We start from the raw sequence: 14,120 nt of genomic DNA on the forward strand, positions 1-14,120 counted from the left end.
TGGTGTTCGTCGGCAAACAGGTCAGTCTTGATGGCACTACGCTGTTTCATCGGGATAAGCTGCAGCAGGGGTCAGGACGATGTAATTTTACCAAGGGTGGGCAAGCTGAGGTTTTTCGAGGCGCCCGTATGGCGAATAATATCGGAAAACTCCAAGTAGTGCTGTCAGCGAAGATTGATGAGTACAAAGATCAACTTCAAGCAGCAGCAAAGCAAGCAGAGTCATTCAAGTCAAAAGTCCAAGGCGCAATGCAAGAAGCAGGACAACGCATCTCTGCGCTCAATCCGCAGTTAGGTGCATTGGTAGGTAGCTTTGGCGCAGCTAATGGCGCGGCTGCCGGCTTTGGTGCAGTAGCGGCAGGCATGACAGCTATAGGCATTGCTACTGCACAAACAGCGAAAGAGATTGCTAACTACGCAAACATCTCTGGCACTACCACTGCTCAGTTCCAAGAATGGGCAGTAGGCGCAAAGTCTGTAGGTATTGAGCAAGAAGACCTAGCAGACAAATTCAAAGACTTCCGCGAGCGTGTAGGTGAATTCACACAGACAGGCTCAGGTCCAATGAAAGACTTCTTCGAGCAAGTAGCCCCGAAGATCGGCGTCACTGCAGACCAGTTTGCAAAGCTGTCTGGTCCTGACGCACTTCAGTTGTATGTGTCGAGCCTAGAGAAAGCCGGACTTAGCCAGGAAGAAATGATCTGGTACATGGAGAACATGGCCGGTGACTTGTCCAAGATGCTGCCGCTACTTTCAGACGGAGGCAAGAGCTTAAAGGAGTACGGTGACTATGCTCATCAAGTAGGCGCAATACTGTCTGATGAAATGATAGCTGCGTCTAAAGAAGTCACCCAGGAACTAAGCAAGTCACAAGCCGGCTTTAGCGGGATGGTTAATACCATCGCAGGCGAAGCCATGCCTACTGTCACAAAAATGATGCGCTTGTTTAACGAAGCAACTGCACAGCTACAGCCATACATCAAAGCGATCAGCACGGGCTTAGGGTATGCGTTTAGAGGCATCGTAGCAGCCGGCTACAGCGTGATCAGGACCGTACTGGGTGTTACTGGCAGCATCGGCTCGCTTGCAGCAGCAGCGGGCGCATTTCTGTCCGGCAACATGCAAGACGCAGTTGGCTTAGCCAAGCAAGCAGGCGCGCAGATCGTAGCTATCTTTGACGACATCAAGAAGAACGGCGGAGCAATCATCCTTGATGTCAATAACCTGCAAACTGATGACCCAACATTCAGTAAGAAAACAAACAACAGCGGTTCCAGTGGATTAGGTGCAGGTGCTGCAAAGGCTGCTGCAGATAAAGCAGCCAAAGACAAAGCAGCAGCAGACAAAGCAGCGCAAGAGCGAGCAAAGACCGAGATAGACAAACAAAACGAACTAATACGTTTGTGGGATCAGTATAACGGCTTAACACAAGCCGCGAAGGATCAGATCGAAGAGTATCAAGCAATAGCTGAAGGTGCTGGTGAATCAGAATTAAATCTCTTGAAGCTAAAGCAAAAGTATGAAAGCGACCTACAAGCCATCCGGGATAACCCAAAGCTAAATGCCGAGCTAAAGGCATCGCTTGAAACCAGACGTGCCGAAGTATACGAAGTTGAAAAACTTGTTGAAACAGAGCGCGCACTTGCTGAGATCAATAAGTCCAACAGAGACCAACAAAAAGAAAACAGACAAACAGCTTGGGGGTTAGTTGGTCGTGATAGCCAAGGCAATACAAAAGAAGAACAGATTAAACGGCAAAGAGAGATACTGAAAGAAGCAGCAGACAACGGCGACATAACAGCAGAAGAACTAGCAAAGGGTAATTTTGAAATAGACAAGATGGTGTCTGGTCTCGAAGTTCTTGACGGCATTGCATCGCAAGCATTTGGACAGATGTCTGATGCAATCATTAACTACGCCAAAACGGGCAAGATGAATTTCCAGTCATTAGCTGCGGACTTTACCGCGATGATCACTAAGATGATTGTCCAAGCACTAATGCTCAAAGCTGTTAATGCTGCTATGCAGTCCGCTGGTATCCCAATATCTATTAAGTCAGCTAACGGCAACGTATTTGGGCCAGGTGCTGGCGGTGCTTCGTTAGTGCCATTCGCTAATGGTGGTGTGTTTGGGTCGCCTGTAGCATTTCCGATGACTGGAGGTAAAACTGGGTTGATGGCCGAAGCTGGGCCAGAAGCAATCATGCCCTTAAAACGCATCAACGGTAAGTTAGGGGTGATGGCTGTCGGCGCAGGCAGCACCAATCAAACACAAGTCATCAACAACGTCAGCGTGACTGTTAATGGCGGGAACACAAACGACCAAACAGGGCAAGCTGTTGCTGATGCAGTTATTCGACGCATAGCACGTGATCAGATCTATCAAGAAACGCGCCACGGCGGGCTGCTGTCGAAATAAGGAATAATAACAATGCCAACCCAAACACTTCCATTACAGAATTTGATTGACGATAAAGACGTCACGATATCGCACGAATACAAGATATTCGAAGGCACTTTAGGTGATGGTTATAGACAGCTTGCACCTAACGGTATCAACAACGAAACCAGAACAGTCTCGATCAAATACAAGAACTTAAGGCCAAGCGATTACAACACTGTTCTGAGTTTCATCAGATCACTTAAAGGTGTGACTCCTGTTTATTTCACAGTGCCAGGTGAAAGCGCTTCTTTGTGGACTGTTGATCCTGAATTTCAATCCATTAGCACTATCACAACGAGCTATAACCCCGGACTCATTATCAGATCAATCACATTAACATTAAGGACTCACTATGCTTTCTAACACAGCTTCGATTTTGCCTGCTTATGTGGAGCTATACATTGTGGATCTGACCGGGATAGGTGGTAGCACTTATCGGCTGACTCCAGGGCAAAACGTAAGCTTCGGCGGACAAACATACAGTACTTTTTCAATAAAAATGAGTGCAGTGACTCGTTCAGGTGACGGCACTCCAACAAGACCATCATTAGAGATTGATAACCTCAACAAGCTATTGCTGTCAGAGGTTATTGCACTTGGTGACTTAGTAGGCGCAAAGGTATCGCGCATTAGGACTTTTGAGAAATACTTGGACGCTGGTTCAACGCCAGATCAATCAGCTGCTTTGTATGAGACTTACTACATTAACCAGAAGACCAATCACACTCCATCATCAATAACTTTCGAGCTTGTAGATGCATTGGAATTGACTGATGGGCAACTGCCTAACATACAAGCCACGAACAAGATATTCCCAGCGTTAGGTCGGATGGGGTATTGATGCTGGATCTGGATCAACTGCAAGTTTGGTCTAAACACGTCACTACGTGCTATCCGCAAGAAGCATGCGCCTTAGTCATTGATGGCAAAGTGCTGCCTGCAAGCAATACGCACGCAGACCCTACTAACCATTTTAGGATTGATCCTGTTGAGCTGGCAATGCATAGGGACTATCAAGCAGTGCTGCATAGTCACATAGCTACAAGAGGACGTGAGGACTCAAGGACGCCAAGCTATAGGGATCAAGTTAGTCAGATCAAATCAAACAAAGCCTGGGGCATCTCAAGCACTGATGGGCAGTCAGTAAGCGCTGTCCTTTGGTTTGGCGATGCTGTGCCTATACAGCCCCTTGAAGGTAGGCAATACGTGCATGGGGTGTATGACTGCTGGGGTCTTGTCCGGGACTACTACAGACTACGAGGCAAAGCCATTAATAACTACCCGCGTGATAATGAATGGTGGGATCACGGAGAGGCTTTGATTACAGACCTGACACTTAAAGACGAGGGCTTTAATCCTATAAAACTGTCTGAGCTGCAGATAGGCGACTTGCTGACATACAAGATCAATAGCCCAGTCACTAATCATTTCGCTGTATATACAGCGCAAAACGAAATACTGCATCAGTTATCGTTTCGTTTGTCTGGCAAGGACTCGTTCAGCAAATGGCGAAAGTTCTTAACTGGGGCCTATAGGCTTACCAGATAAATATCGTTATCTAAAACAATAATAAGAAAATGATAATACACCTCTCCGAATCCCTGTCAGACCATACACGAATAGAAACAAGCCATACAGATTGGCAGTTGATTTATCGCCAATTGTGCTTTGTTGATTCTTCGTTAAAGCACAAGCTCACCAACGTTGCTGTTGTTGCTAAAAAAGGGGAAAGGTATCAACAGATAACACAAGAAGACTTTGCATTGCCTATCGTTGCAGACGAGCTACATATAGTCCATGAAGTAGATGGGTCAAAGAATCAGATCTGGAAATACGCCTCGATGATTTTCACGAACATGACCCTGGGTCTATACAAAACATCACAAGATGCATTAACAGGCACTATGCGCTATCTAAATCGAGTCAAGAACGACAAGGTAGCAGGTAGCAACTCATTTATCTTTGACCAGCCACAGAACGTCACTACTCCTGGCGGTGCAGTGCCATTGGTTTATGGTCGCGTGCATACAGGGTCAATCGTTATAAGCGCATCAGTTTCAGCATAAGAAGAACAAGAATATGAACACTAATGAAATAACAGGTAGCGGCAAAGGCGGCGGTGGCTATAAAGAAGACCCTAACAGTCTTAACTCAATAACAACAGTTTCAACGCTTGAGGTACTGTCATGCGGCCCTATCAAAGGCTTAGTGAATGACCAAAAGTCAATTTACTTTGACGGGATACCTGTTGAAGCTACTGACGGATCAAAGAACTACGAGGTACAAACTGACATTAGATTAGGCTTGCCATCGCAAGCGCCTATGACGGGATTTCCACAAGCCGAAGCTATCATCGAAGTGAACTCAGATATAAATGATGGAATCGACGCTATCTATACTGCGTCCGCTAATGACGTGGATCGCATGCGCTTAGGGATCGCATTACCAAGTGGCTTGTATTGGCAAGGCAGCAACGGCATCACTAAAACAGATATTAAAATCGATATATTCACAGCCGGCGAAGATGGCGTTTATACCAAAGTAGCTACGTGGTCAAAGATCGGCGAAAAGACTATGAGTCCTTACCTCGGGACTATTGACATTACAAGGCCAACATCTAGCGGCCTTTGGTCTGTCAAGCTTGTAAAGAAGACCCCGCCTTACGGTGACGAGATGCACAACGATGCCAAGCTTGCATCAGTCACTGAGATCAAAGACGTGCAGCTTAGTTATGACAACTTTGCGTATGTCGGTTTAAAACTGCCAGCTAATGAAGTGTCAAATAAGAACCCAGAACGTCTTTATCACGTTGATGGTCTATTGTGCAAAGTCCCCAGCAATTACGATCCAATCGCAGGCACATACGTAGGTGAATGGGACAGTACCTTTAAAACTGAGTGGACAGATAACCCCGTATGGATCTTGTATGACTTATTGACTAACGAAACATATGGTTGTGGCAGATGGGTACGGGAGTCTGATATAGACATATACAGCTTCTACGATGCATCGGTTTATTGTGATGGATTAGTGCCGGATGGTGCAGGCGGCCAAGAAAGACGCTTTACTTTTAATGGCGTCTTAAATCAACAGGACTCTTGGCTGACAGTGCTGCAGCAAGTTGCAAGCAACTTTAATGCTGTGCTGATTAAGTCAGGAACGTTGTGGAGACTCCAACAAGACAGACCAACACCAGTATCAAACGTTATCACAAACGCTGACGTTATAGATGGTATCTTTACCTACAGCGGTAGTCAGCACCAGCACCGTCACACATTAGTCAACGTCACATATCAAGACAAGAACAACTTACATAAAAAGCAGATTGTCACTGTCGAAGCTGCGCCGAGCGATATTGAACGCTATAACGGCTACACCACTGTTGATATTGCTGCTATTGGTTGCGACCGGGAGTCACAAGCAATACGTGCAGGTAAGTGGTACATCGACACAGAGCTTAATCAATTAGAGACTGTTAATTTCGGGATGTCCTTTAACGGCATGCTGATTGATATCGGTGACGTTATCAAAGTAGCTGATACTCATTACTCAACACTAACAGCGCAGGGCAAGATACTTGGAGTTGAAGGCGATGATTTAATAGTCGATAGAAACGTTAGTTATGTAGCTGGAGACAAGATCAGCTTCTTAACTGCAAGTGGGCAATACGCCGAAGTCCAGCTTACATCATCCGGTACAAACACAAATAGAGTCCAGCTGCCTTATGGAATGGGCAACCCAACGGGCCAAAGCTTCTGCATTGAAAGCGCGGTTAAGAACAGGCAGTTCCGCGTCACGTCAATATCCGAGACCGCACCTAACGAATTACAAATATCTGCAATCCAACACGACCCAGACAAATACGGACGTATTGAGCAAGGGGTAAGCGTTGTTGCTCCCCCATATAGCACTGTCAATAACAACAGAGCAAAGCAAGTCACTAACATAACGTTTGTAGTTGATGCTTACAATGATGATGGCGTGATCCGGCGTGACTTAGTTGTGTCTTTTACGCCTCCGTTATCAACGCCTGTTCTTGATTATACTTGCGAATGGAGAAGCAACGGCGGTGCCTGGACTACTATCAAAACAGACAAGACGTCGTTTGATATTCAGCGGATCTCTGAAGGGACTTACGATGTTCGTATAGTCACTAATGCAACAAATGGCACTAAGTCCGCAGCAGCAACAGCAACCTACGAATACAGCCTAAGCGGCGGCACTGGGTCATTACTCAACCCAGTTGCTAACTTATATGTTCTTGGCACTACAAGCACGCAGTTTAACGACAACGATTTGGTAATCAGTTGGTTGAACCCCATCACCAACACGTCTTTGCTTGGATTGTTGAAAGACTTCCGCATAGACATTAAAGACGCAGACGACAACATACTGCGCACAGAATACGCAGCAGCAGTGCAGCCTAATGAGTATCAGCAATTCACATACTCATACTTGAAGAACAAGAACGATCACAGCGGCACAGCAAACAGAAGCTTAAAGGTCACTGTTTATTGCAGGGACTCAAACAACAAGTTAAGCACTGGAGTGACGAAGACTTTCTTAAACCCAGCACCTGCAGCACCTGCAATCACAAGCACTAGTGGAACTAAGTCAATAAAGATTGAAGTCTTAACGAATATTGATCGTGCGCTCAATCCTGATTATGTAGAAACTGCTTTCTTCGTAAGTGACAGCTCTACATTTACACCGACTCTTGAGGGTGCAGTTGCACGCGGGCAAATGTCATTTTATATGTTGCAGGGAGTAGAGACTAAGAAATACTTTGCTGTTGCATTCGTGGATTCGTTTGGTGATCCGTTAAATTGGTCATTAATAGGTGAAGACGAGCCAGGCACTCCAGCGGGCGTACCTGAAGTCACTGTATTGCCTAATAGCCCAGCTGATGTTGATGGGCATACTGCAGTGATGTATAAAGCGCCAGGGACTAATGAATACATTATGTATGGCTGGGATGGCACGCAATGGATGAACACCAGAGACGGCGGCTTTCTTGTTGATTACTCCGTAGTGGCCAGCAAAATATACGCTGAAGACCTGCGAGCAATCAGTGCGCATTTAGGCGATATGGAGTCCGGGAGCATTACATTCGATCAAGCCAGCTATATTCGCGGCGGGGCTCTTAACTGGACTACTGGCACAGGTGTGTGGACTGGATACCACGACAACAACTACAAGTTCCGTGTGGGTAGCCCAGTTGGAGCAGGCTTAGACTGGGATGGAACAAAGCTCACTATCTACGACAACTCACATAACGTATTGCTGCAGTCTGGTACTGGTCTGGTAGTTGATTTCGCTAATGTCGTAGGTGCAACAAAGCCCGCTAATAACGCTACAGTCGGCGCACCAAGTGGCACTTATGTCGGCAGCACACTTGCACAAACTGTTGAGTCCAACAGCGCAGCGGCTAAACAAGCTATTGACGATATGGCTTCGGATGCAATTCTAAGCCCAGTCGAAAAGCAAATAGCAAGGACAGAGCTTGACAATGTCACTGCTATGTATAACCAGTTAGATGCATCAGCTAGTCAGCTTGGTATATACACAGAGCGAAGCAATCATTCTTCTTATTACTCGATACTGTATAACTATGTGCAAGGATTGATAGCGAACACCAGCACATCAAGCAGCATCAACGCTGCTACTTGGCGCGCTAACTGGTCGAACTATTACACAGCCAAGGAGCTTCTACAGAAAAAGATCAGCAAGGTCGCTAATGACGCTGGCGCAGTAGTCGGGACTAACTTGTATGTTAGTGGGTCTGTAGCATCCGGGGTTGTCTCTAACGTCACTCCAATCACTGGCACCAACATCGGCACATACATGTCTGTTGCTGCGATTAAAGAAGCTTACATTGAAGACGCAAACATTGGAACACTCAAGATAAAAGGAAACGCAGTGACTGTTCCAAGCGGGGGCACGGGCATCTACTCTGCAAGTGCAAGCATCAACTTGCCGCAGCCTGGATACATCACAGTCATCGGTACATTCACACAAGGCACGGGTAAGGGCGGACATACATGGCGCTTGTATGTGGGTGGAACACAAGTAGCTTATGAGAACCCCGCAGTCTCAACAACAGGCGCAATGAGCACAACTATATATGTGGGCGCAGGCGGCCAAAGCTGTGCAATCCAATGCGATCAAACAACAGGCGATGGTCGGTGTGCAATAACAGTGCTGGGGTCAATGCGTTAAATAAACTAAAGTCAATAACTACAAAAACAAATGACAGAAGACAACACTATCAGCTATTTCTACTACGAAGCAAGCACAGGGAAGCTAATGCAAACTGGGGCTTGCTTGCCCCAGGATATAGACCTTCAGACCCCGCCAACTGAAACATGGACTAAAGGCATTGGCACTGCATCGCTTTTTGATGACTACTTTTCATTAGTCGATCAAGTAATAAAGACCTATCCAGCAAAGCCCAGCAAATACCATGAATTTGACTATCAAAGCGAAGCTTGGTACGCAACAACTCTAGGGCTTGACGCAGCCAAGGCAGATAAGAAGGCAGAGATAGACACTTGGCGAGCAGATCAAGAAGTCCTTCCTATCTTGTTTCGTGAAGCACTGTTTGACGCTGACGCAAAAGCACAAGCAAACATCAGCGCATGGCTTAACGTTATCAATGCGGGTGCGGATCTTCCAGTAGGGTTTGTCTGGCGTGACTTCAACAACGAAGACCACACAGCAGATGCGCAGTTTGTACGAGAACTTGCTACAGCGCTAACAATGCGTGGTACTGCTCTCTATGCAGCAGCCTGGGCACACAAAGCCACTGTAGACGGTTTTAACACGCTTGCTGACGTGCTGTCGTACCAAGTCTCATAGTTCATCAGTAATTGCTGTCCGCTAAATACGTTGTAAGTATTTAGAAGGACAGCAGATGACACTTCCAGCACCAAAGAACCTCACAATTTATCGTGGAGACGCGTGGGTTATAAAGTTAGGTTTAACCCACAAAGATACCGGCTTAGCACAAGATATCACAGGTCTCCCGATACTCGCTCAAGTAAAGAGCAACACATTAATCACTACTCCACCTTTATTCGAATTCAGAGTAGAGCGTGTAGACACGTCTGGGATTATCTTTTTACACTTAACACCAGACGACACCAAGCTATTAAACTCAGGAACATATAAGTACGACGTGCAAGTCGGTGACCAGACTGTATTGTACGGCGACGCTATTATAGTGCCTGACGTTTCGAGGGCACTATAATGGGAGTCGAAACATTTACAGGCAATTCTACTATTGAGTTCATCGATATACAGATTCCGCAGATTGAAGTTATTGAAGTCAATACTGCTATCAGCCCACGTGGTTATAGCGCGTATGAACTCGCTGTGTTTAACGGCTTCGTTGGAACAGAAGTCGAGTACCTGGCGTCACTAAAAGGCGACAAAGGAGACAAAGGCGATACCGGAGAGCAAGGCCCGCAGGGCATACAAGGCATCCAGGGCGAAACTGGACCGCAAGGGATACAAGGAGAGATTGGGGCAACAGGGGCAACTGGGCCTGCTGGCACTGTCACAGCACTTAGTTCAATCCCAGACGTAACGCTTACAACTCCAACAGCTAATGACTTACTGAAGTACGACGGTACTAAGTGGGTTAATGCAAGTGCTGCTCCGTTTGCAAACGCTGTCAGTGTTACTAGTGACTACACAGATCCAGCTACTAAGTATCTGTTGTTCGCCACTAATACTTCTGGCTATCGCAGTGTGCGCGCTGATGATTCACTTACATATAGCGCATTAACAAACACTATAAGCATAGGCGGGAATGATGTGCTTACGACTGCTTCTGCTGCTGCAGCGGTCATTGATGACTCAAGCACTACAAGCACCAGCAAAGGATGGTCAGCGTCTAAAGCGAACACAGCAATCACTGCAAAGCAAGACACGTTAGTCAGCGGAACAAACATCAAGACAGTCAACGGAACGTCGTTGTTAGGCAGCGGTGATATTGCTGTGGGTAGTGGAGCATCTATTATTGGCGAAGTCCGTGCAATCACTTCCGCAACTATTCCTAATGGCTGGCTATTATGCGACGGATCTGCTGTTAGTAGATCAACATACGCATTATTGTTTGCAGCGATTGGCACTGCTTATGGTGCTGGTGATGGCTCAACAACATTTAATCTTCCTGATTATCGCGGCTCTTTTGGTGCTGGTGCTGGTGTTCGCTCAGGTCAAAACACAACAACAACATTAGCGTTAGGCGATAGTTATACAGTTACATTGGTGGCTAATAATTTAAGGTTTAATGCATTAGAGCCTATTGCAGCCGTTGGCATTGTAGCGACTAACTTCATTATTGCAGCAACCGCAAGTGCAGTATTTGTTGACTCTCCTGCTGTTGTTTCTAGTGTTAATGGCTTAGTTACTAGCAAGCAAGATTTATTAGTCAGCGGCACAAACATCAAGACTGTTAATGGCGCTTCTTTGCTTGGGTCTGGAAATATTGAAATAAATGTTCCTACTGCAGTTAGCCAATTAACTAACGACTCTGGGTATTTGATTACAGCAGTCGATGACGCAAGCACTACAAGCACCAGCAAATCATGGAGCGCAAGCAAGCTTAATACAACGCTTGGTGATATTTCAGCGGCACTGGCCGCAATCATAGGATAACAAATGACAATAGCAGATCAACTAACAAGTATTGCCAACACAAAGGCTGCTATCAAAACCGCGATCGAAGCAAAGGGCGTCACTGTAGGCGCCGTTGCATTCGATCAATACCCTAGCAAGATCGCGTCAATAACAGCGGGCGAGTCGATTGCTGCCTGGAGCAGACCCGCTGATTGGCTAGCGATGCCAAGCTTTGCAGCAGGCGAACAGAAGGTAGCAATACTGATGGCTATCTTCGACAATGAAACTAACGCTGTTGCTTTCTACAATTCCGGCGCTTACACAGTAGACTGGGGTGATGGGACTACTACTAATCACAGCGCAAGTTCGCAAGCTGAAAAGATCTATAACTATTCAGCTATATCGACGAGCACTTTATCGTCGCGCGGATACAAGCAGGTACTGATAACTATTACTCCGCAGGCAGGTCAGAACTTAACAGGCCTTAATCTGCGTCAAGTCCATAGCACTGTCAAGATCAGTACTAACCCAATCCCACGTAATTATCTCGACGTGCAGATCAGCGCTCCGAATTGCACAGCATTGGCATTGGGCGACAACTCAAGCAATTACTACGCTGTTCCTTTGTGCGAACGTGTAGAGATAAAAGAGATAGGCAACATCACTTCGACATCAGCGTGGTGTGCTTATCACTATAGCCTTCAAAGCTTCATCATGCCCGTTAAAGCTTCAGTGACTAATACCTCAAACATGTTTCAGGAGTGCAGATCTTTACGTGAAGTCCTGAATGCCGTCTTCACAGGCGCTACTAACACATCTGCTACGTTTAAGGACTGCACAAATCTCGCTAAGATCACTGGCAACTTTAGCGCCTCGACGAATATCATTAATATGTTTCAGGGCTGCACTGCATTAAAAGAAATAGACGCTACGTTTAGTAGCCAAATCGTGAATTGTGGAGCGGCTTTTCAGAACTGCATTAGTTTAAAGGCTATACCTAGTCTCAATTTATCAAACTCCTGCACGAGCACAGCTAACTTATTTGAGGGCTGCAGGGCAATCACGTCAGCTCCTGACTTAAACATGTTTGCTGTCACTAACGCTTCTAATATGTTTCTGAACTGCTCTGCATTAGAAGCTGCTCCTACCTTAACAATAGGAACTGCGTTAGTGTCTACTGATAGCATATTCCAGGGGTGTTTAAGTCTCAAAGAGATCCCGCTTTTCAATACAGCTAATGTGACTGGATTATCTAACTGGATTTATGGTGGGATATTTAAGGACTGCGTTAATCTGCAAAAAGTCCCTGCATTCGATACAGGCAAGACAACAACTTTTGCTCAAGTGTTTAATGGATGCATGGCTCTCGAAGAAGTGCCGGCACTCAATATGGCATTAGTTAGCACCACAGATAGCTATTCAACGTATCAGGCTTTTGAAAATTGCAAATCTCTTGCGAAGATCGGTGTTTATGGCGCTTTGCAGTCATTTAGTGTCGCTAACTGCGCATTGTCAGCAAGTGCTCTGACTACTTTGTATCAGAACTTAGGCGGCCCAGTTACTAGCAAAACAATCACTGTGACTAACAACTTTGGTGCCGCAAGTGTTTCAAAGACCAGTTGCGGCACAACGACATACTCAACAACGGTCACACAGTCCAATACAACAGGGTTAGCTGTTGGTCAATTAGTCACCGGAACGGGTATCAACACTGCAGTCTCGGTGACTACTGCAGGCAGCACTGACCGCGTTAATCGGTATATGCATAGTCTGCCAAACGGAAAACGTGTTGCATTTGTGACGCTTACAGGAACATCGGGCATAGCAGTCAAAACCATTTATTACGTTGTAAATGCGGATACTGATGGGTTTCAATTGTCGTTGACTCCGGGTGGTGCAGTTGTTGACTTAGTTAATGACGGTAGCGGAACTATCACATACCCGACGTTCATTACTGGCATCACTACTAACACAAGCTTTACCGTCGATGTCCCAGCATCATCAACCGGCACCAATACATTAGTTGCACGTATGGATGACACCTCCTGGGCAACATTGCGCGGATGGGCAGTAGCATAAGAACAAGAAGAGAGAAACCATGTTTTACAAAAAGGAACAAGAACAAATACTGTCAGCACTAATCGTCGAAGGACCAGGCTACACGTTGATTGAAGAGGACAGCGCCCTCTACACCTATCCGGTTGATGGCTGGATACACGCGGAGAGCTTAAATGCTGCTATCGCGCACTTTGCAAGTGCAGGCAAAAGCACTATTACGCTACGCCAGTGCAAGCTTGCATTGCTTAATGCTGGCAAGTTGCAGGACGTGCTTGCATACATTGATGCGATGCCGGAGCCGCAACGAACTGCGGCACTTATTGAGTTCGATTACGCAAACGAAGTAGAGCGAAGCTCTGTGCTGTTGAACACTGTAGCAGCGGCAATCGGGCTGTCTGAATCAGAACTTAATGAGTTGTTTGAATCAGCTAAGGTGCTGTGATGAACGACGAAATCAAGAAAACAATCGAACGATTAATTGCTGAAGAAGACAGCAATGTAGAGCGTGCGAGGTTGTTGGTGTTGTTGCAGATCAGCAATCTCATCACAGACATCAACGCCAGGCAAGTAGAACTCGAAGACAAGATAGTCCATGCAGACCAGTATATACAGCAGAATCGCCGTGCGAGCGATAGGTTTGCTGGAGCCAAGAAAGTAGTCATAACGTTAGCTGTTGCAGTGCAAGCAACGACTGGGTATTTTTTGATGGAGTTGCTAGACACCCCTAACAAGTTCAAACAAGAACTTGTTGTTATTGATCGGCGATTGGCTGTTATAGAAGCGCAGTTAAAATCCCACGCTCCTATTCCTTAACTGTCTGAACATATCCTGTCTTCGGAAATGCAAAGCCCGCCTGAGCCACTTCGGCATGCGGGCTTTTAGCTTTAAGTGTCTATGTGGATGATAGAACGCTTCTAGGGCAAAGATGAGATCCGGGTTCGTGTTTCTATACATGCGCCATAAGCACAAGTGCAGCACTAAGTGTTCTTGTGTAGT

At 46.2% G+C, this 14,120-nt stretch carries 11 protein-coding genes; all 11 read left to right on the forward strand.

Annotated features, from left to right (window positions below; translation table 11 throughout):
- On the forward strand, nt 1-2,417 hold a 2,417-nt coding region (locus PHI64_RS08205; protein WP_299881378.1), incomplete at its 5' end, for a phage tail tape measure C-terminal domain-containing protein.
- Nucleotides 2,418-2,429: 12 nt separating this feature from the next.
- The gene (locus tag PHI64_RS23575) at nt 2,430-2,804 is read left to right on the forward strand and encodes a phage tail protein (RefSeq protein ID WP_366945159.1); all 375 of its coding nucleotides are present in this window, start codon (nt 2,430-2,432) and stop codon (nt 2,802-2,804) included.
- Entirely contained in the window at nt 2,794-3,282 is a 489-nt protein-coding gene (locus PHI64_RS08210; protein WP_299881381.1) for a phage minor tail protein L, read from the forward strand. The genes PHI64_RS23575 and PHI64_RS08210 overlap by 11 nt, the downstream gene beginning before the upstream one ends.
- Nucleotides 3,282-3,989, forward strand: coding sequence for an NlpC/P60 family protein (locus tag PHI64_RS08215; RefSeq protein ID WP_299881384.1), 708 nt, complete (start codon nt 3,282-3,284; stop codon nt 3,987-3,989). The genes PHI64_RS08210 and PHI64_RS08215 overlap by 1 nt, the downstream gene beginning before the upstream one ends.
- 29 nt (nt 3,990-4,018) lie before the next feature.
- The gene (locus PHI64_RS08220) at nt 4,019-4,507 is read left to right on the forward strand and encodes a hypothetical protein (protein ID WP_299881388.1); all 489 of its coding nucleotides are present in this window, start codon (nt 4,019-4,021) and stop codon (nt 4,505-4,507) included.
- A 13-nt stretch (nt 4,508-4,520) separates the two neighbouring features.
- Nucleotides 4,521-8,660: a host specificity protein J gene (locus PHI64_RS08225; RefSeq protein WP_299881391.1), complete on the forward strand. Its 4,140-nt coding sequence runs from the start codon at nt 4,521-4,523 to the stop codon at nt 8,658-8,660.
- A gap of 30 nt (nt 8,661-8,690) precedes the next feature.
- Entirely contained in the window at nt 8,691-9,299 is a 609-nt protein-coding gene (locus PHI64_RS08230; RefSeq protein ID WP_299881394.1) for a DUF4376 domain-containing protein, read from the forward strand.
- Between the two features lie 390 nt (nt 9,300-9,689).
- Entirely contained in the window at nt 9,690-11,105 is a 1,416-nt protein-coding gene (locus PHI64_RS08235; RefSeq protein WP_299881397.1) for a tail fiber protein, read from the forward strand.
- Between the two features lie 3 nt (nt 11,106-11,108).
- Nucleotides 11,109-13,145 (forward strand): BspA family leucine-rich repeat surface protein, encoded by a 2,037-nt coding sequence (locus PHI64_RS08240; RefSeq protein WP_299881400.1) that lies wholly within the window; start codon nt 11,109-11,111, stop codon nt 13,143-13,145.
- A 19-nt stretch (nt 13,146-13,164) separates the two neighbouring features.
- Nucleotides 13,165-13,566, forward strand: coding sequence for a hypothetical protein (locus PHI64_RS08245; protein WP_299881403.1), 402 nt, complete (start codon nt 13,165-13,167; stop codon nt 13,564-13,566).
- Nucleotides 13,566-13,937 (forward strand): hypothetical protein, encoded by a 372-nt coding sequence (locus PHI64_RS08250; protein WP_299881406.1) that lies wholly within the window; start codon nt 13,566-13,568, stop codon nt 13,935-13,937. The genes PHI64_RS08245 and PHI64_RS08250 overlap by 1 nt, the downstream gene beginning before the upstream one ends.
- Nucleotides 13,938-14,120 lie beyond the last annotated feature (183 nt).

It is taken from the genome of Zoogloea sp. (assembly GCF_028689785.1).
GTDB lineage: Bacteria > Pseudomonadota > Gammaproteobacteria > Burkholderiales > Rhodocyclaceae > Zoogloea.

Bases quoted from the DNA above. Each gene is read 5' to 3' on its own strand.
- PHI64_RS08220 (WP_299881388.1), top strand. From the start codon at position 4,019: ATGATAATACACCTCTCCGAATCCCTGTCAGACCATACACGAATAGAA.
- PHI64_RS08210 (WP_299881381.1), top strand. From the start codon at position 2,794: ATGCTTTCTAACACAGCTTCGATTTTGCCTGCTTATGTGGAGCTATAC.
- PHI64_RS08240 (WP_299881400.1), top strand. From the start codon at position 11,109: ATGACAATAGCAGATCAACTAACAAGTATTGCCAACACAAAGGCTGCT.
- PHI64_RS08230 (WP_299881394.1), top strand. From the start codon at position 8,691: ATGACAGAAGACAACACTATCAGCTATTTCTACTACGAAGCAAGCACA.
- PHI64_RS08235 (WP_299881397.1), top strand. From the start codon at position 9,690: ATGGGAGTCGAAACATTTACAGGCAATTCTACTATTGAGTTCATCGAT.
- PHI64_RS08225 (WP_299881391.1), top strand. From the start codon at position 4,521: ATGAACACTAATGAAATAACAGGTAGCGGCAAAGGCGGCGGTGGCTAT.
- PHI64_RS08250 (WP_299881406.1), top strand. From the start codon at position 13,566: ATGAACGACGAAATCAAGAAAACAATCGAACGATTAATTGCTGAAGAA.
- PHI64_RS08245 (WP_299881403.1), top strand. From the start codon at position 13,165: ATGTTTTACAAAAAGGAACAAGAACAAATACTGTCAGCACTAATCGTC.
- PHI64_RS23575 (WP_366945159.1), top strand. From the start codon at position 2,430: ATGCCAACCCAAACACTTCCATTACAGAATTTGATTGACGATAAAGAC.
- PHI64_RS08215 (WP_299881384.1), top strand. From the start codon at position 3,282: ATGCTGGATCTGGATCAACTGCAAGTTTGGTCTAAACACGTCACTACG.